The sequence below is a fragment of the Reyranella sp. CPCC 100927 genome (genome assembly GCF_007859315.1).
Lineage (GTDB): Bacteria > Pseudomonadota > Alphaproteobacteria > Reyranellales > Reyranellaceae > Vineibacter.
Genome location: NZ_VOHA01000011.1, coordinates 95,909 through 113,262, shown reverse-complemented (window position 1 = coordinate 113,262; position 17,354 = coordinate 95,909). Strand labels below are relative to the sequence as shown.

Genomic DNA, 17,354 nt, shown 5'->3' with positions numbered 1-17,354 from the left:
CGCGCACACCTAGTTGGTGGTACGCGGCGTCGATCCACCCGTGCTCGGCGGCGGCGTGCGCGGAACCTCCTTCACGTAGCCGGGATAATAGACCGCGCTGCGATCGAACTTCGGCATCTTGGACACCGATTCCTTGGTGGCGGACGGATAGACCATGTGGTCCGACGCCATCTGCAGGTCACTGATCGGGACCGCGACCAGCCGGTCGCCGATGCCCAGGAAGCCGCCCACGCTCAGCACGGCGTAGTTGACCTTGGAGTCGTTGCCCATCAACAGATCGTCGATGGTGCCGATCTTGTCGCCCGCACTGTTGCGGACCGACGTGCCGATCATGGCATTGGCGCGCGCCACGGCGCCATCAGGCACAACGCCCTTGTCCGTAGTCGAGCTCACCGGCGGCGGTGATGACGGCGGTTGGCCGGGCGACGTCGTCTGGCCCAGCACGGGTCCGGTCAACGCAAGCGACACGGCCAGTGCCGACGCCACTACGGGGACGGTCACATGCTTGGTTTTCATGGCTTTCTCCACTTTGCCGACTAGGGCCCGCCGCCGCAGGTTTGCACCCGCCGTAGCGCGCTCTAGAGGCCAACGCGCAATAGCCGGGGAAGTTGCCGCGATTCGGCATGGCTGGGGTTGAAGAAGTGGCAACGACACAAGGGCTGCAATAACCCACGGCCGGCCGCTGTCGCCGGGCTGCCATTCGAGGCCCGTCGGGGGCTACGGCGAACATTTTTCACCGCAACGTCATCGTGCTAACGTTCCCGGGACGAGGAGGGCGCAGCAGCGCCGTGCCGGCAGAAGGAGGGCACGATGCCGCGTCAGGACAACAAATCGCGGTGGCGCAATATCGCCATCGCCAGCCTGGTGCCGGTTTTTCTGAGCGGGGCCGCTGAGGCGCAGCAGGCGCCGGGCCCGCAGAGCGAGCGCGTCCGCCTGCCGGATGCCGTGAAACGCGCGTTGCCGGCGGTCGTCGCGCTGAAGGCAACCATTCCGCGCACGGCACGCTCGGCCGAGACGCTGGGCACCGAGCGGGCGGGCCATGGTGTGTTGATCGACGACAGCGGCCTGGTGTTGACGGTCGGCTATCTCGTCATGGAAGCAGAAGCGGTCGAGGTCATCGAGGCCGGCGGCCGGCGCGTATCGGCCACCGTGCTGGCCTACGACTACGAATCCGGCTTCGGCCTGTTGCGCACGGCACTGCCGTTGCGGGCGAACGCGTTGCCGTTTGGCGATTCCGACGTTCTGAAATTCCGCGATGTCGTGACGGTCGCCGGTCACGGTGGCGAGGAGATGGCGCAGCGCGCCGTGGTGGTCGATCGTCGCGAGTTCGCCGGCTACTGGGAGTATCTGTTGGAAAATGCCGTTTTCACCTCGCCACCCTACGGACTGTTCGGCGGTGCCGCGCTTCTGAGCGACGAGGGGAACCTGCTGGGCATCGGCTCGCTGTTCGTCGGCGATGCCTATCGTGCCCACGGCGGCACACTGCCCGGCAACATGTTCATCCCGATCAACCGGCTGAAGCCGATCATCGCGGTCATGAAGGAGGGCAAACGGCCGCCGACCTCCAAGCCCTGGATCGGTGTCTACACCCAGGAGGTGGATGGCCGGCTGGTCATCGCCTACGTTTCACCCGACAGTCCCGCCGACAAGGCCGGCCTGCGTCGCGGCGACATCATTCGCGATGTCGGCGGCAGCGAGGTGGAGGAAGTCGCCGATTTCTATCGCAAGCTGTGGGCCACCGGAAACAGCGGTACGGTGGTGACGCTCGGTATCGAACGCGATGGCGTGGCGGAGGATGTACCGGTGCGTTCGATCGACCGCTACCGGTACCTCAAGCTCGATTCGAGCCTCTAACTGCCATTGCCGATTGAGTTGACTCGCCTGTTGGGCCTATATAGTTACACATGAAACTAATTGGCCGTTGGACAGCGGCCGCGCTGGACGGCGCAGAGGAGGGACGACGATGGTCAAGGCCTTCGCCTCGCAGGCAGACCTGGAAGACAAGAAGATCACCTTCAGCCGGCTGTCGGAGCACGCCTACGGTTTCACCGCCGAGGGCGATCCCAATACCGGCGTCATCGTTGGTGACGACTGCGTGATGGTGCTCGATGCCCAGGCAACGCCTGCCATGGCGCAGCAGGTCATCGAGCACATCCGCACGGTGACCGACAAGCCCATCAAGTACGTGCTGCTCAGTCACTACCACGCGGTACGCGTACTGGGCGCTTCGGCCTACGGTGCCGAGCACATCATTGCCAGCGAAGCCACGCGCGAACTGATCGTCGAGCGCGGCATGCAGGACTGGAAGTCGGAATTCCAGCGCTTCCCGCGCCTGTTCCGCAACGCCGAGTCGATCCCCGGGCTGACCTGGCCCACCATCACCTTCAACGACCGCATGACGATCTGGCTGGGCAAGGTCCAGGTCGACATCATCCATGCCGGGCGTGGCCACACCAAGGGCGACACCATCGCCTGGCTGCCCGACGAGCGGGTGCTGTTCTCGGGTGACCTGGTCGAGTTCGGCGCCACGCCCTACGCCGGCGACGCCTATTTCGAGGACTGGCCGCAGACCCTGCAGCGGCTGCGCGACCTCAAGGCGGAGGCTTTGGTGCCGGGCCGCGGCGATGCGCTGATGACGCCGGAGGCGGTCGAGGAAGGGCTGGCGGGCACGCAGGCGTTCATCACCGAGCTCTATGCCGAAGTGAAGAAGCGGGCGCAGGCCGGCGGTGACCTCAAGACCGCCTACGATGCCGCCATGGCCAAGCTCGGCCCACGCTACGGTAACTGGGTGATCTTCGAGCATTGCATGCCCTTCGACGTGTCGCGCGCCTACGACGAGGCCAAGGGCATCGAGCATCCGCGCATCTGGACGGCCGAGCGCGACATCGAGATGTGGAAGTCGCTGGAATAGCATCGCGCTTTGGCCAACCGGGAAGGCTGCGCCGATGGGCAGCTACGTCTATCCCAAGTATGACTACACACCGCCGCCCGAACTCACGGTCGGCGCCTGTGCTGCGCCGACCTATCCAGTGGTGATCGTCGGCGCCGGGCTGGTCGGCCTCACGCTCGCGCTCGACCTGGCGCTGAAGGGCGTGCCGGTCACCGTGCTCGACGAGGACGACACGGTCAGCATCGGCAGCCGCTCGATCTGCCAGGCCCAGCGCACGCTGGAGGTCTGGCATCGCCTGGGCGTCGCCGACCGCATGGTGGCCAAGGGCGTCACCTGGGACACTGGCGAGCTCTATGTCGGCGAACAGCAGGTCTATCGCTTCAACATGCAGCCGGAGCCGGGCCAGCGGTTCCCGGCCTTCATCAACCTGCAGCAATACTATTGCGAGCAGTTCCTGATCGAGCGCTGCCGCGAGGTCCCGGGCGTCGACCTGCGGTTTCGCAACAAGGTGGCAGACGTGCGGCCGGCCAACGACCATGTCGCCGTCGATGTCGACACACCCGACGGGCGCTACATGTTGCGTGCGCAGTGGTTGGTGGCCTGCGATGGCGTGCGCAGCGCGGTGCGCGGCCTGCTGAAGCTGCCCTACGAAGGCGAAGTCTTCGACGATCAGTTCCTGATCGCCGACATCCACATGAAGACGGCGCTGCCCAACATCCGCAAATACTGGTTCTACCCGCCGTTCCATCCCGACAACTCGGTATTGCTGCATCGCCAGGCCGACGACGTGCTGCGCATCGACTTTCAGCTCGGCCGCGAGGCCGACGCCGACAAGGAGCGCAAGATCGAGAACATCGACCGGCGCCTGCGCATGATGTTCGGACCCGAGGCACGCTGGGAGCACGAGTGGACCAGCATCTACAAGTTCACCTGCCGCATGCTGTCGCGCTTCGTGCACGGCCGGGTGATCTTCGCCGGTGATGCCGCGCACGTGGTCTCGCCGTTCGGCGCGCGCGGCGGCAATTCCGGCGTGCAGGACGCCGACAATCTCGGCTGGAAGCTGGCGCTCGTCGTCAAGGGCGACGCGCCGGCAGCGCTGCTGGAGAGCTACAACCACGAGCGCGTGCAGGCGGCGCGGGAGAACATCCGCCAATCGACCCGCAGCACTGATTTCATCACACCCAAGTTTACTGCCAGCCATGTGTTGCGCGATGCCGTCCTGGATCTGGCCCGCGCCTTTCCCTTCGCACGCGCCATGGTCAACAGCGGCCGCCTGACGCGACCGACCCGGTGTGCCGATTCGCCTTTGCACGCGACCAACGACGACGGTGACTGGTCGCAGGCTCCGGTTCCCGGCGATGTGCTGCCGGATGCGCCGCTGGCCAACGGCAGCAGCACCTGGACCACAGAACGGGTCGCGGGGCGATTTGCTGTCGTGACGTTCACCGATGCGCCACAGACGCTGCCGGCGGATGCCGCGGCACGTCTGGCCGGGCCGATCGATGTCGAGCGCCTGGCCATCGTGTCGGACCCTGGAGCGTCGCCTGCGGGCTGGACCGCGCTGCACGATACCCAAGGCCTGCTGGCGCGGCGCTGCGATGCGCGGCCAGGCACGACCTATCTGGTGCGGCCCGATCAGGTCATCGCCGGCCGATGGCGCGCGCTGGATCTGGCCGCGCTGGCCGACGGCGTGCGCCGGGCCACGGGCTGCTGAAGGAGGGACCATGGCGTTGCGGCGTGACCTCAACCTGGCGCGGCCGGATGACGTGTACAACCTGCTCGTGGACGCCCACAAAGGTCTCGACGAGGCGCAATCCCGCGCCTTCGACGCCCGCCTGATCCTGCTGCTGGCCAATCAGGTCGGCGACGAAGCCGCCATCCGCGAAGCGATCGACGCGGCGCGGGCCGGCCTGGCGCCCTGAGCGTTGAAGTCCTTCCCCCTCCGGGGGAAGGATACGAGAGAGGTGGAGCGTGACGGATAATCTTCTGAGCGGCCGCGTCGCGATCGTCACAGGCGCCGGCCGCGGCAATGGTGCCGCGATCGCGCTCGGGCTGGCCAAGGCGGGCGCCGTCGTGATCGTGACGGATGTCGATGGCGCCCTGGCGCAAGAGAGCGCGGCGGCGATCCAGAGCGCCGGCGGTGCGGCGCACGCCGTGACACTCGATGTGCGCGACGCCGCGGCCTGCCTGCAGCTCGCGCGCAACGTCGAAGCCAGGCATGGCAAGGCATCGATCCTGGTCAACAATGCCGGCATCCTGCTGCGCGGCGGCCTGTCGGATGCCGATGCGCGCGACAAATGGCGTGCCACGTTCGACGTGAATCTCGACGGCACCTTCAACGTCACCACGGCTTTCGTCGAGCAGATCAAGGCCACGAAAGGCAGCGTGGTGAATGTCGCCTCGATCCAGTCCTTCGTCGGACCGCCCAACTCGGCGGCCTATTCAGCGTCCAAAGGGGCGATCGCGCAGTTCACGCGGGCGCTGGCCAACGAGCTGGCGCCGCATGGCGTGCGTGTCAACGCCATCGCGCCCGGCATCATCGAAACGGAGATGACGACGCAGACCCGTGCCGATCCCGAGCGCCTGCGCCAGTACCTCACGCACGTGCCGCTGCGCCGGTGCGGCGCCCCGGACGAACTGGCCGGGCCTGTCGTCTTCCTGTGCTCCGACGCCGCCAGCTATATTACCGGCGTCGTGCTGCCGGTCGACGGCGGCTATCTCGCGTTTTGAGCCAACCATGTCCCAGGTCACTGTCCGTCCGGCGACACTCGCCGACGCCGCCACCATTCACCGCTTCTGCGTTGCGCTCGCCACGTTCGAGGGTGAACCCGACGCCGTGAAGGCGACGCCGGAGGTACTGGCCCGCGACGGTTTCGGCCCGGACGCGAAGTTTGCCACCATGATAGCCGAGCTTGGTGGCAAGCCGGTGGGCTTCGCGCTCTACACGTTCAACTACTCGGTCTGGGAAGCCGGTCGCGGCCTCTTCGTCGAGGACATCTGGGTTGAGCAGGATGTGCGCCAGGCCGGTGTCGGCCGGGCGCTGATGGCGGCCTTGGCGCGCGAGTGCCGCGACAAGGGCTACGGCCGCATCGATCTCAACGTGCTGCACTGGAATCCGGCGCGCCGCTTCTACGAGGCAATCGGCTGCACCCATATCGAGACGTGGCTACCCTACCGGATTCGCGGCGCGGCCTTGCAGGCCCTGGCGGGAAGCTGAACAGCGCCGGGTCGGCAGCGCGGGTATCTCAGCGCCGCCGGATTGCAATGACGCGACCGGCCTTCTCCGGTTTGGACAGCTTGGCATGCGCCGCGGCCATCTGTTCCAGTCGGCGATAGGTCTCGGCCGGCCACGGTGCCGAGCGCCGCGTCTGGAAGTCGATGTTCATCAGGATCAGCTCGTTGGTGGCCGATACCCAGCCTTCGCTGCCATGATGCATGGTGTGGAAGTAGTGCACGCGCTTGCTGTCGTAGTCGAGGACCTGCGTGGTGATGCGCAGCGGGTCGCCCTCGCGCACCTCGCGATCGTAGGTGACATGCGCCTCGAGCACGAACGTCATGCCGACCTTGTCGCGCGTGTACTCCCAGCCGACGCCGAGCTGCGTGCAGAACGTGTCGGTCGCCTTGTCGAAGGCCACGACGTAGAAGCCGACATTCATGTGGCCGTTCCAGTCGATCCATTCCGGCAGCACGGTGGCGTGATGGCGATCGAGCGGTGCGGTGAGGTCGAGGTCGACGAGGGGGTAGGGCAGCGTTGTCATGGAACGACCGTAGCGAAGCGGTGACATCGGAAGCAAGTGTTCGTCTTTTTGGACTGCGCGCGTCCACGCGCGCATCGGCGTGCAACGCCGAATGGCCGTCGCCCTGCGCGTGCGCTTCGGGCGATGCGGGCGTGGACGCCCGCGGTCCAAGCGCTACGGCACCGCCAGCAGTTCGGCGGCGACCAGGTCGGGCGCCGAGATGATGCAGTTGTGGCCGGCTTCGATGGGGCGGAAGCGCACATCGGGCATCGCCTGAACGCGTTCGTGATTGCCGGCGGACACCGGATAGCGGGGCTTGACGCAGGCGATGTAGGTCATCGGTACGCCGTTGCCCGGCGGGTTGTGCAGGCGGATGGGATCGACATAGCAGCGCAGGGGATGCGGCGTCAGCTGCCGGTGGGTCCACTGCGCCAGGTCGCTGTCGTCGATGATCAGGCTGGTCACGGGTGCGAACGGCAGGACCTTGACGCCGTTGATCTCGGTCGCGAGCCTCTGACGCTTGTCGGCGATGTGCTGCGGGATGCGACCGAAGATCGACTGGCCGTCGCGCGGGATACCGCCGTCAATGATCACGAGATGCGATGCGTATCCTGGCGCACGATCGACCACCAGCCCCGCGATCAGGCTGCCGAAGGAGTGGCCGACCAGCACGACGTCCCGCAGGTCGTTGTCGGCGAGGCAGGCGATGGCGTCGTCGACGCAGCTCTCGTTGCTGGTCTCGGCCGACAGCTCGTGGGCCCGTTCAGCCAGGCCGCGGAAGGTCGGCGTGAAGACGATGTGTCCGGCCGCACGCAGCCTGTCGGCCACGAAGGTCCACGACCAGCCGCCCATCCAGGCGCCCGACAGGCAGACGAAAGTGCGAGGTATTGATGGAGTCATCACGGCGGATGATGCGAGGCGCGGTGATGCAAGTCGAGCCACGCATGCCATCGGCGTTTCGGTGCGCGAAGCCGTGGTATCGCTAGAGCCGGGTCAAAGGTCTGGTCGGATCAGGGCCAGGCCGCTCGCAGGATCGAAGCGCTTGCGCAGATGCACCGGCGATTCGGTGAGCACCACTTCCAGCGTGGGGCGTACCTGCGCCTGGGTGAGATGGCCGGCCAGCGCCGTGCCGTCGCGGCGGCCGAGCACGGCATGGATGTGCAGGGCCGGCTTGCCGTCGGGGGAGAGCGCGACATCGCCCGTGAGCGAGGCAACTTCGACCTGCTCGTCTACCGGGATGGGAAGATACTTTTTGCGCTCCCAGTCAAAATAGTTCAGCACGGCCGCGCTCAGTGCACCGATCGCCGAAAACTGCGCCGCGCCGATGTCCTCGGTCGCGACGAATTTCCGCAGCGATTCAAGTGCTTCCTCGCCGCTTTCCAGGACGATGGCGTATGTCCGCTGGCCATCATCTTCATGCAGCAGCTTGCTGCGCATTTCCGGCGGCCTCCTGACCAATCACTCACCCCGATAACGAGCGTTGCAGCCATGCGGTTCCCGTACTTGAGCGGCGCGCCGGGAAGGCTTACATCATTAGACACCGAGGCAACTGACACCTGCCGATGCCGTTAAGGCATTACCTGCAGCTGGAGGCAAACATGGCCACGGTCGATCGCTTCCATCGTTTCATCGCTGACCACGTGCATCACCATGCCAGCGACCATGCGGCATGGTGGGAAGTCGTCGCCTATGTGTTCATCGCACTGATGCTCGGCGTGTTGTTGGCATCGGCGTTTACTTTCGCCGTGCCGCGCATGATGGCCGGCTTCTGACGCCGAACACGTGAGACCAGCGCGCTCCGCGCGCGACGCACGGTCGAGAGGAATGGGCCCGCCGGGAGACCGGCGGGCTTTGTCATGTGTGATGGAAACTCAGCCACGCATAGCGCCGGTCACCGCCCTTGGCGTCCCAGTATTCGGCCTGGGACGGGCGCACGCGGATCGCCGCCATGTCAGGACCGTCGGGACCCTCCGGAAACCAGGTGTCGTCGTTCGACGTCCAGATCGCTCGAATCAGGTCGCGGTCCTGGGTCAGCGTCGCTGTCCCTGAGACCGACACGTAGTCCTCCCGGTCGGTGGCGAGAAAGGCGAGATTGACCTCGCCGATATCGTCGATCTCGTCCGCCTTGTGCGAGGAGCGTCGGGTCAGAAACCGAATCTCTTCTTGAGCCGGATCGATGTTGGGTGCCATCGGGCGCGAGCGCAACGAGAGGCCGTCGCGTGTCACCAGCATGCACACCGGCATGCCGGCGAGCAGCTTCCAGAAAGCTTGCGGATCGACGAGACTCATCTTTCACTCCGCCTGACCGTTGGCATCTAGGCAATGACGATGGACAGCAGCACGCCCAGGACGACCAGGCCGAGCGCAGTGGCAAGTCCCAGGAAAACGAATTGCAGCGGGCCCATCAATCGCACGCCGTCACAATGGCTGGCTGTGACGCCAACGTCGGACGTCAGGCGTCGTTCCCATGGTTTCGCCCAGCAAATCCATACGCTGGCGCCCCCGCGGTGATGCGACTACGGTGCCCGGCATAATTCAAAGGGAGGGGATTCCCAATGGCCGAGACGAACCGCCGCGTGCTGTTGAAGTCGCGTCCTCAGGGCGAGCCGACACCGGCGAACTTCGATGTCGTCGACGCGCCGCTGCCGGAACCCAAGGACGGCGAATACCTGTCGCGCACCATCTGGCTGTCGCTGGATCCCTACATGCGCGGCCGCATGAGCGAGGCCAAGGGCTACGCCGCCAACCTCAATCTCGGCGATGCGATGGTCGGCGGTACGGTTGGCCAAGTGGTGACGTCGCGCAATCCGAAGTTCAAGGAAGGTGATTTCGTCGTCGAGTATTCGGGCTGGCAAAGCCATGCCGTGTCGACGGGTGCGATGTCGATGAAGCTCGATCCGAAGGTGGCGCCGCTCTCGACGGCGCTGTCGGTGCTGGGCATGCCGGGGCAGACCGCGTGGTGGGGCCTCATGAAGATCGGCGCGCCGAAGGCGGGCGAGACGGTCGTGGTGTCGGCTGCTTCGGGCGCCGTCGGCTCCGTGGTGGGGCAGCTCGCCAAGCTGCAGGGCTGCCGCGCCGTGGGCATCGCCGGTGGCCAGGACAAATGCGACTACGTGATCAAGGAACTCGGTTTCGATGCCTGCGTCGACTACAAGGCGGCCGGCGCCAATCTGTTCAAGGCGATCCGCGAAGCCTGTCCCAAGGGCATCGACGTCTATTTCGAGAATGTCGGCGGTGCCGTGCAGGCGGCCGTGCTGCCGCAGCTCAACGACTTCGCGCGCGTGCCGCTGTGCGGTCTGATCTCGCAGTACAACGAGATGCAGATGAATCCCGGCCCCGACTGGCGGCTGCTGCTGGTCAAGCGGGCGCTGGTCAAGGGCTTCATCGTCAGCGACCACTTCGCCGACATGCAGGGCTTCTGGCAGGACGTGCCGGCCGCGGTGAAGGCGGGCAAGATCAAGTACCGCGAAGACATCGTGAAGGGCCTCGACAAGGCGCCTGAGGCTTTCATCGGCCTGCTCAAGGGCCGCAACTTCGGCAAGCTGCTGGTGCAGGTATCCGACGATCCGACCCGCGCATGACCGCGATCAGCGAAGAACACAGGAACACATGTCCGAGAAGAAACCGCCGGTAACGCCAGTCCCCGCCACCACCGTGCTGCTGCTGCGGCCTTCCGTCGACGGCGATCCGGCGTCGACGCCCGAGGTGTTCATGGTGGTGCGCCATCACCAGATTGATTTCGCATCCGGCGCGCTGGTCTTCCCGGGCGGCAAGGTCGATGCCGCCGACAGTGATCCGCGTCTGCGTGACCTGTGCACGGGCATCGATGGCGCATCGGATGCCGAGTTGGCGTTTCGCGTGGCCGGTATCCGCGAGGCCTTCGAGGAGACCGGCGTCCTGCTGGCCCGTCGGCGCGGCGCCGCCGACCTGATCGCCGCCGCGGCGCTCAAGCCGATCGAGGACCGCTATCGCCAGGCAATGGTGAAAGGCGAAGTGACGATGGCCGACATGGCCCGTGTCGAGAACCTGGTGCTGGCCTGCGATACGATGCTGCCGTATGCGCACTGGATCACGCCCACCTTCGTGCCCAAGCGCTTCGACACCCGCTTCTTCGTGGCGGCGGCGCCGTCGGACCAGGTGGCCCTGCACGACGGCCACGAGTCCGTCGATTCGGTGTGGATCCAGCCGGCGCAGGCGATCGCCGACGCCGAGGCGGGGCATCGCACCATGCTGTTTCCGACCAAGCTCAACCTGATGAAGCTGGCCGAGATCCCGACCGTTGCGGCCCTGCTGGCGCACTATGGCAGCTACTTGCCGAAGCCGATCCTGCCCATCGTCGAAGTGCGCGATGGCCGCCGGTTCCTGACGGTCGGCAAGGAGTCGGGCTACGCGCTCTTCGAGCGCGAGATGGATGCCAGCTTCCGCGGCTAGCCGGCGGCCTTTGCTTCTTCGGCGAGCCAGGCGACAAAGGCTGCCGTTGCCGGCTGCTGCAGGGCGCCGGGCCGGGTCACGACGTAGTAGGCGAACCGGGCCGGCCACGGGCAGTCGAGCGCGACGGCGAGCCGTCTGGCGGCGATCTCCTCGCGGGCGTAGATATCGCGGATGAGGGCGATGCCCTGGCCGGCGCCCGCGGCGCGGATCAGCAGGAAATCATCGTCGAAGCTCGTACCGCGCTCGGCCCGCGGATCGTCTGCGACATCGTGCGCGCGCAGCCACAGGAGCCAGTCGGCGCGATCGGAGTCCTGGAGCAGTGGGTACTGCAGGCAATCGATCGGGGCGCTGATCGGCGGGCCTTTCGCCAGCAGGTCAGGGCTTGCGACGGGAATGAAGACGGGCGTCATGAGATGGGTCGCGCGCAGTCCGGGATAGTCCCCCAGACCGTGCCGGATGGCGACGTCGACGCGATCACGCCTCAGATCGACGGGCGACGACGTTGCTTCGAGGCGCACCTCGATGGTGGGATGCCGTTGCGTGAAATGACCGAGGCGGGGGGCGAGCCACGAGGCCGCGAATGACGGGACGGCACTGACGGTCAGCGTCTGGTGCGCATGAATGGCGTCCAGCGCCGCGAGTGCCGTCTCGATCTGATCGAAGGCACGGGCAAGCGTTGCGTGGACGCGCGCGCCGGCCTCGCTGAGATGCAGGCCGCGCTGCTCCCGTTCGAATAAAGCGACACCGACCTGCGCCTCCAGCGCCTTGATCTGCTGGCTGACGGCGCCGGGCGTGACGCCCATCACAACGGCCGCCGCCTTCACGCTCCCATGCCGTCCCACTTCGGTGAAAGCGCGCAAACCCAGGAGCGGTAGAACCCTGTTCATATGATTTAGGCATTCTAAATTCAGGAATGAGAAGGAATCGCTCGTTTACCGAAGAATTGCAACATATCTCTCGAACGCATCCCGGCATCAGAATTTAGCGTGTCTCCATAATTGATGCCGGAACAGCAACATCCGGACCAGGAGTTGAGGCATGAACGCGCTCGGGACGACGGCAGCGGCCATCAGGACATCATCGCCGGCACCGGCAGCCGGCAGCTCAATCTTCGGCGCCCATCCCGGCTTCCGGCGCATGTTCGCATCGGACAAGTTGACCGTCGGCATCTTCCTGCCGCTGCGGTTCTACCAGGGCGACATGCGGGTTCTCGAAAACCAGGCCGATCACGTCGCGGCGATCGACCGCCGGAATTTTGCGGCCGTCTGGGTGCGCGACGTGCCCCTGTTCGATCCGAGTTTCGGCGACGCCGGTCAGCTTTTCGATCCGTTCGGCTATCTCGCGTATCTCGCGGCGCGAACCAGCAACGTCGCGCTGGTGACCGGCAGTGCCATCTTCACCCTGCGCCATCCGATCGACCTCGCCAAGGCGGCGGTCACCGTCGATCAGCTGTCGGGCGGTCGGCTGGTGCTGGCCATCGCATCGGGCGATCGGCCGGTGGAGTTCCCCGCGTATGGCATCGACATGGATGGGCGCAGTGTACGGTTCGCCGAATCGGTGCACCTGTTTCGTGCGCTGACCGCCGCGCGACGCGGCGCCATCCACTCGCCCCTCGGCGTGATCCCGCCAGGGGTCGAACTCCTGCCGAAGCCCGCGACCGGCGCGATCCCGCTCATTGTCACGGGCTCCAGCCGCCAGACGCCGGCGTGGATCGCCGAGCACGCCGATGGGTGGTTGAGCTACCCGGGACCCGCGGTAACGCGCCAGGACGTGATGGCGCTCAAGCCCAAGATCGATGCCTGGCGTGCGATGATTCCGGATGGCGCCTTTCGCCCGCACATGACCAACGAATGGATCGACCTCGTCGACGACCCCGATCACCCGCGCATGGCGCTGCGGGGTGGGTTCGTGCTGCGCACCGGCCGCAAGGGCCTGATCCAGCTCCTGGAGGAGTGGCAGTCAATCGGTGTCAATCATGCCGCGCTCGGCATCCAGTTCGCGCAAAGGCCGGTCGACGAGATCATCGAGGAGATCGCGCAGGAGGTGCTGCCGCTATTCCCGACGCATGACGGTCCGGCCGCCTTGCCGACCCGCTGGTGACGATGTGTCGGCGGCAATCACCAGCCGCATGGCGCGCACCAGCTCTTCCGTCAGCGTCGGATGGTCGAGTTGCAGCGGACCGGGCGCGTTGATCAGGGCGTTGATCAGCGTGCCGTTCATGATCTGGAAGGCAAAACGGATGCGCCGCTCCAGCGCCTGGGCCGGCCGATCGCCGGCATCCCGCGCCAGGCGGTCGAGGTAGCGGTCGGCCACGAAATGCCCATGCGCGCGCATGGGCTCCCACACCGACGGATCTTCCATGCTCTTGCGCAGGGCGGCACGCAGGAAGCCCGGCCGGCGCCGGAACGTCTCGGTGATCATGGCCACCAGCGCTTCCAGGGGATCGCCGTCATCAGGCGTATCCAGCAGGGCGGCGATGCCGGTGCGTGCTTCTTCCAGACGGTGGGCGATCAGGGCGCGGAAGAACGCATCCTTGTCGGCGAAGCGGAAATAGAAGGCGCCCACCGAGCAGCCGGCGGCCTTGGCGATGTCGGCGATCGACACCGCCTCGAAATCGCGCACCTCGACCAGGCGATAACCCGCGGCCAGCAACTGATCGCGCGTGCGGCGACTGCGCGCCTGCTTGGCGGGCAGGGCACCGGTCCTGTCGCCGTCGGTCGGGGGGAGGGCTTGACTCATAATCTGAATCATGGTTCTGGTTCAGATTATAGGGTAGAGGTGAACGGGTCAAGCATCAGCCGGTGAGGAGACGGTCATGACGTACGAAACGATCCAGGTGCGGCGGGTGACGGGCGGCTGCGGCGCGGAGATTTCCGGCGTCGATCTGACGCGGCTGTCCAACCGCCAATGGGACGAGGTCCGCCGCGCCTTCGTCGATCACGGTGTGATCTTCTTCCGCGATCAGGACCTGTCGCCCGAACAGCATATCCAGTTCGCGCGCCGTTGGGGCCCGATCGACATCAACCGTTTCTTCACGCCGGTCGAGGGCTATCCTGAGATCGCCGAGGTGCGCAAGGAGAAGGCGCAGAAGACCAACATCGGCGGCGGCTGGCACACCGATCACAGCTACGATCCGGCGCCGGCCATGGGCTCGATCCTGCTGGCGCGCGAGGTGCCGGACGAGGGCGGCGACACGCTGTTCGCCAGCATGTACGCCGCCTATGAGGCGCTGTCGGACGGGTTGCGCCAGACCCTGGAGGGCCTGCGTGCCATCCACTCCGACGAGCACGTGTTCGGCGCCAAGGGCTACCACAAGCAGACTGCCGATACCGTAGGCCGCATCGGCAACGCGCACGCCGTGCGCGGTGATGTCACGCATCCGGTGGTGATCACGCATCCCGAGTCGGGCCGCAAGGCGCTCTACGTGAACCCGGGTTTCACGGTGCGCTTTGACGGCTGGTCGGAAGCCGACAGCAAGCCGCTGCTGGAGCACCTTTACCGGCACGCGACGCGTCCGGAATTCACCTGCCGCTTCCGCTGGACGCCGGGCGCGCTCGCCTTCTGGGACAACCGCGCGACCTGGCACTATGCCGCCAACGACTATCACGGCGAGCAGCGCCTCATGCACCGCATCACGGTCGCGGGGTGCACGCTGTCGTAAGGGGGCATTCTCCCCACCGGCAGGTGGGGGAGGTGGCCGAAGGCCGGAGGGGGAACCAACGTAGTCTCAGTTATCAAGACCACGTCGCCTTCCCCACCGTTTCGACGCCAAGCGTCGAAACGTCGTATTGGGGCACCTCCCCAGCAAAGCTGGGGAGGATGGATGCCTCAATCAGTCGAAATCGAAGATATCGCCGAGGAACGACTTGCGGCGGCGGCCCTTGCCGTACTTGTAGTCGTCATCGTCGTGCTTCTTGTAGCGCGGGTCGTAGTGGTGATCATCCCGTTCATAGTGGCGGGGTGGCGGCGCCTCGCGCCGCTCGTCGTCATCCCGCCGCTCGGTACGCTGCTGCACACCACCGGTGGATTTCTCGATGAGCTTGTCCAACTCGCCGCGATCCAGCCAGACGCCGCGGCACTTGGGACAATAATCGATCTCAATGCCCTGGCGGTCGGCCATGACCAGGCGTTCGGTGGTGCAGACAGGACATTGCATCGCGACAGTCTCCCTGTTCGAGTTGTCTGCGATGTGTAGTGCCAATCGTGGCGTTTCAAGGACATCGAAGGCAACAATGTTGCACCTAGTCAGCGCGCGACCACGATCAGCTCCCGGCCGTATTCCGGCCCGGAGCCGCTGAAATCGCTGTAGTCGGCCTCGATCGTGAAGCCGCAGAGCTCGAGCAGGTGGCGCAGCTCCCACCGGTAGGTCCAGCGCAACGCCATCTCGCGCGTCGCTTCGGCAAGGACGGCGTCATTGTCGCCGACTTCGGCGTAGCGCCAGAGGTCCCAGCGCACCTGCGCGACAGGGTCGATATTGGCGCGCAGCACCTCGGCGACGTAGCGGCGCCCGGTGACAGGGTGCGTGCCCGACGCGATGCGGCCGGCACCGCCGTCACCGACCATAAGCTCGAGGCGCGGATCGAACAGATGCAGCGCCAGGCGGCCGCCGGGCTGCATGTGACGGCGAATGACCCCCAGCGCCTGGCGTTGGCGTTCGACGGTCAGCAGGAGCTGAAACGACCGGAACGCCACGAACACCAGTCCGAACGTCCGCCCCAGGTCCAGGTCGGTCATGTCGCCCTGGACGAGGGTCAGGCGCTCGCGCACCGGTGTGGGTGCAGCCTGCACGCGCCGGGCGGCGATGGCGAGCATGGCCTCGGCGTTGTCGACGCCGGTGACGTCCAATCCCGCTTCGGCCAAGGGCACGGTGACGCGGCCGGTACCGCACGCCAGTTCGAGAACCGGCCCACCGGTTGCCCGCGCCAGCCGCTCATAGAACGCGATGTCGCCCGCGAGCATCGCCGGCGGATCGGCACCGTAGAAGGCGTCATAGGCTTCGACGAAGATCGAGCCGACGCCGTCGTAGAACGAACTCACGCGCGTCTCCAGGCAAGCAAGTCGTGACAGTGTAGCGCCTGGCGCTGTTGTCAGGCACCCGGCTGCTTGGACGAGCTGAACGCTGGGGGCTGTTCCGATCGAATGGCCGCACGCGGTTGCTCGATCTCCGCCGTCGCCGTCATCCTGAGCGCAGCGAAGGATCCCGCAGTGTTGGCGTAACTGCTGTTGGCGCTGATGATCACCAGTACCGACATTCCTTGAGCGATCCACCGCAAGGTCCTTCGCTGCGCTCAGGACGACGGCAACGGCGATTCCATGAGACGATGAACCGCTCTAGAGACCGGCAGCCGGCGTGTTCAGGAACTCCCGCGCCACGTCATGCAAGGCGTGGTGCAGATCGATCGAGGCGTCGATTTCGTCTTTGTAGATCGACACGCTCTCGACGTTCAGTCCCAGCGGGATCGTCCGCACATAATCCTGGCTGAGGATGGCTTGCAGGTGGTCGCGACAGATCGCAATCGACCGGCTGAGCGGCGCGGCGTCGGCGAAGATCGATGCCGCCGTCGCGTCGGTGATGGCGATGCCGAGCCAGCGGATGAACGCGAGCGTCCTGGCGCGTCCGCACGGGATGAATGTCAGGATGACCCGTCGGGGAGTAACGCCCTCGCGCGCGCAGTCGCGGGCATAGTCGGTCAGCAGCCGTATCGTCGTTTCGGCGTCGTAGACGGCCTGGGAAATGAAGAAGCGGCATCCGTCGGCGGCTTTGCGCAGCATCCGCTCGCTTTCGTTCCGCCCGTGTCCGTGACGCTCGGCGATCGCGACGCCGCCGAGCGTGAATCCCGCCAGATGTGTCGCCGCTAGCCGCGTTGCCTCGGACAGGGGCAGTACGCTTGTGGCGCCACGCGATGATGGCAGGCCAACGAGAGACAGGTGGTCGATTCCATAGTCACGATGCGTCTCTGCCAACCACGGCGACCAATCGGCGCGCGTCATGTCCGCGACGCACTTGTAGGTCACGGTCGGCTTGCCCGTCAGTTGGTGCAGCTGGCGGCTGTAGTGGCGGGGGTCGATCGTCGGCAGGAAGGGGCGACGTATGGATGTGCGCGTCGCCTCATCCTGCACGTCGTAGACCACGAGGCCGTCGATCGGCAGCGCGCGCACGCGATCCGCCAGCCGCTCCGCTGCGCGCGCGACGTCTTCAAGGCCTGCATCGGCGCGTGGTGGTGTCGTGCCGTAGAGCGACACCATCCGGTCCGCGGGTACGCCCAGAAGAAGCGCGTCCTTTTCCATGACCGCCG

General features: G+C 66.0%; 21 protein-coding genes. 11 read left to right on the top strand and 10 right to left on the bottom strand.

Annotation, left to right across the window (positions count from 1 at the left end; all coding sequences use genetic code 11):
* Positions 1-9: 9 nt before the first annotated feature.
* Positions 10-516: a PRC-barrel domain-containing protein gene (locus FQU96_RS25835; protein ID WP_146544243.1), complete on the bottom strand. Its 507-nt coding sequence runs from the start codon at positions 514-516 to the stop codon at positions 10-12.
* A 294-nt stretch (positions 517-810) separates the two neighbouring features.
* Here FQU96_RS25835 and FQU96_RS25830 point away from each other — a divergent pair, with 294 nt between their 5' ends.
* The 6 genes from FQU96_RS25830 to FQU96_RS25805 all read left to right on the top strand — a co-directional run bounded on the left by FQU96_RS25830 (position 811) and on the right by FQU96_RS25805 (position 6,107).
* Positions 811-1,854 carry a S1C family serine protease gene (locus FQU96_RS25830; protein ID WP_146544242.1) on the top strand — a complete coding sequence of 348 codons (1,044 nt, stop codon included), beginning with the start codon at positions 811-813 and terminating at the stop codon, positions 1,852-1,854.
* 109 nt (positions 1,855-1,963) lie between these two features.
* Complete coding sequence (locus tag FQU96_RS25825) at positions 1,964-2,911, top strand: MBL fold metallo-hydrolase (protein ID WP_146544241.1); 948 nt, start codon at positions 1,964-1,966, stop codon at positions 2,909-2,911.
* A gap of 34 nt (positions 2,912-2,945) precedes the next feature.
* Positions 2,946-4,604: an FAD-dependent oxidoreductase gene (locus FQU96_RS25820; protein ID WP_146544240.1), complete on the top strand. Its 1,659-nt coding sequence runs from the start codon at positions 2,946-2,948 to the stop codon at positions 4,602-4,604.
* Between the two features lie 10 nt (positions 4,605-4,614).
* On the top strand, positions 4,615-4,812 hold the full coding sequence (locus FQU96_RS25815) for a DUF2783 domain-containing protein (protein WP_146544239.1): 198 nt from the start codon (positions 4,615-4,617) through the stop codon (positions 4,810-4,812).
* 49 nt (positions 4,813-4,861) lie between these two features.
* The gene (locus FQU96_RS25810; RefSeq protein WP_146544238.1) at positions 4,862-5,620 is read left to right on the top strand and encodes an SDR family NAD(P)-dependent oxidoreductase; all 759 of its coding nucleotides are present in this window, start codon (positions 4,862-4,864) and stop codon (positions 5,618-5,620) included.
* A 7-nt stretch (positions 5,621-5,627) separates the two neighbouring features.
* Entirely contained in the window at positions 5,628-6,107 is a 480-nt protein-coding gene (locus FQU96_RS25805; RefSeq protein WP_146544237.1) for a GNAT family N-acetyltransferase, read from the top strand.
* 28 nt (positions 6,108-6,135) lie between these two features.
* Here the strand turns inward: FQU96_RS25805 and FQU96_RS25800 are convergent, their stop codons facing one another.
* The 3 genes from FQU96_RS25800 to FQU96_RS25790 all read right to left on the bottom strand — a co-directional run bounded on the left by FQU96_RS25800 (position 6,136) and on the right by FQU96_RS25790 (position 8,064).
* Positions 6,136-6,648 carry a thioesterase family protein gene (locus FQU96_RS25800; protein ID WP_146544236.1) on the bottom strand — a complete coding sequence of 171 codons (513 nt, stop codon included), beginning with the start codon at positions 6,646-6,648 and terminating at the stop codon, positions 6,136-6,138.
* A 153-nt stretch (positions 6,649-6,801) separates the two neighbouring features.
* Entirely contained in the window at positions 6,802-7,527 is a 726-nt protein-coding gene (locus FQU96_RS25795; protein WP_178130705.1) for an alpha/beta fold hydrolase, read from the bottom strand.
* A 93-nt stretch (positions 7,528-7,620) separates the two neighbouring features.
* A complete protein-coding gene (locus tag FQU96_RS25790; RefSeq protein WP_146544234.1) occupies positions 7,621-8,064 on the bottom strand; it encodes a PPC domain-containing DNA-binding protein in 444 nt (147 codons plus the stop codon).
* A gap of 161 nt (positions 8,065-8,225) precedes the next feature.
* On the opposite strand from FQU96_RS25790, the gene FQU96_RS42275 reads away from it, so the two are divergent.
* The gene (locus tag FQU96_RS42275; protein WP_178130704.1) at positions 8,226-8,399 is read left to right on the top strand and encodes a hypothetical protein; all 174 of its coding nucleotides are present in this window, start codon (positions 8,226-8,228) and stop codon (positions 8,397-8,399) included.
* Between the two features lie 82 nt (positions 8,400-8,481).
* On the opposite strand, the gene FQU96_RS25785 is transcribed toward FQU96_RS42275, so the two are convergent.
* Positions 8,482-8,916, bottom strand: a complete 435-nt coding sequence (locus FQU96_RS25785; protein WP_146544233.1) for a pyridoxamine 5'-phosphate oxidase family protein — start codon at positions 8,914-8,916, stop codon at positions 8,482-8,484.
* A 266-nt stretch (positions 8,917-9,182) separates the two neighbouring features.
* Here FQU96_RS25785 and FQU96_RS25780 point away from each other — a divergent pair, with 266 nt between their 5' ends.
* Positions 9,183-10,208, top strand: coding sequence for an NADP-dependent oxidoreductase (locus tag FQU96_RS25780; RefSeq protein ID WP_146544232.1), 1,026 nt, complete (start codon positions 9,183-9,185; stop codon positions 10,206-10,208).
* Positions 10,209-10,236: 28 nt separating this feature from the next.
* Positions 10,237-11,058 carry an NUDIX hydrolase gene (locus tag FQU96_RS25775; protein WP_146544231.1) on the top strand — a complete coding sequence of 274 codons (822 nt, stop codon included), beginning with the start codon at positions 10,237-10,239 and terminating at the stop codon, positions 11,056-11,058.
* Here the strand turns inward: FQU96_RS25775 and FQU96_RS25770 are convergent.
* Positions 11,055-11,945 carry a LysR substrate-binding domain-containing protein gene (locus FQU96_RS25770; protein ID WP_146544230.1) on the bottom strand — a complete coding sequence of 297 codons (891 nt, stop codon included), beginning with the start codon at positions 11,943-11,945 and terminating at the stop codon, positions 11,055-11,057. The genes FQU96_RS25775 and FQU96_RS25770 overlap by 4 nt on opposite strands.
* Before the next feature lie 151 nt (positions 11,946-12,096).
* Between FQU96_RS25770 and FQU96_RS25765 the strand changes: the two genes are divergently transcribed.
* Positions 12,097-13,158, top strand: coding sequence for an LLM class oxidoreductase (locus FQU96_RS25765; RefSeq protein ID WP_218574862.1), 1,062 nt, complete (start codon positions 12,097-12,099; stop codon positions 13,156-13,158).
* Here the strand turns inward: FQU96_RS25765 and FQU96_RS25760 are convergent.
* Positions 13,111-13,797, bottom strand: a complete 687-nt coding sequence (locus FQU96_RS25760) for a TetR/AcrR family transcriptional regulator (RefSeq protein WP_178130703.1) — start codon at positions 13,795-13,797, stop codon at positions 13,111-13,113. The two genes, FQU96_RS25765 and FQU96_RS25760, sit on opposite strands and share 48 nt — an antisense overlap.
* A gap of 76 nt (positions 13,798-13,873) precedes the next feature.
* Here FQU96_RS25760 and FQU96_RS25755 point away from each other — a divergent pair, with 76 nt between their 5' ends.
* Positions 13,874-14,719, top strand: a complete 846-nt coding sequence (locus FQU96_RS25755; RefSeq protein ID WP_146544228.1) for a TauD/TfdA family dioxygenase — start codon at positions 13,874-13,876, stop codon at positions 14,717-14,719.
* A 171-nt stretch (positions 14,720-14,890) separates the two neighbouring features.
* Here FQU96_RS25755 and FQU96_RS25750 read toward each other — a convergent pair whose 3' ends face one another.
* From FQU96_RS25750 to FQU96_RS25740, 3 genes are all read right to left on the bottom strand, one after another.
* A complete protein-coding gene (locus FQU96_RS25750; protein WP_146544227.1) occupies positions 14,891-15,214 on the bottom strand; it encodes a zf-TFIIB domain-containing protein in 324 nt (107 codons plus the stop codon).
* Positions 15,215-15,303: 89 nt separating this feature from the next.
* Positions 15,304-16,095, bottom strand: coding sequence for a class I SAM-dependent methyltransferase (locus FQU96_RS25745; RefSeq protein WP_146544226.1), 792 nt, complete (start codon positions 16,093-16,095; stop codon positions 15,304-15,306).
* 294 nt (positions 16,096-16,389) lie between these two features.
* Positions 16,390-17,346, bottom strand: a complete 957-nt coding sequence (locus tag FQU96_RS25740) for a hypothetical protein (RefSeq protein ID WP_146544225.1) — start codon at positions 17,344-17,346, stop codon at positions 16,390-16,392.
* Positions 17,347-17,354: the final 8 nt, after the last annotated feature.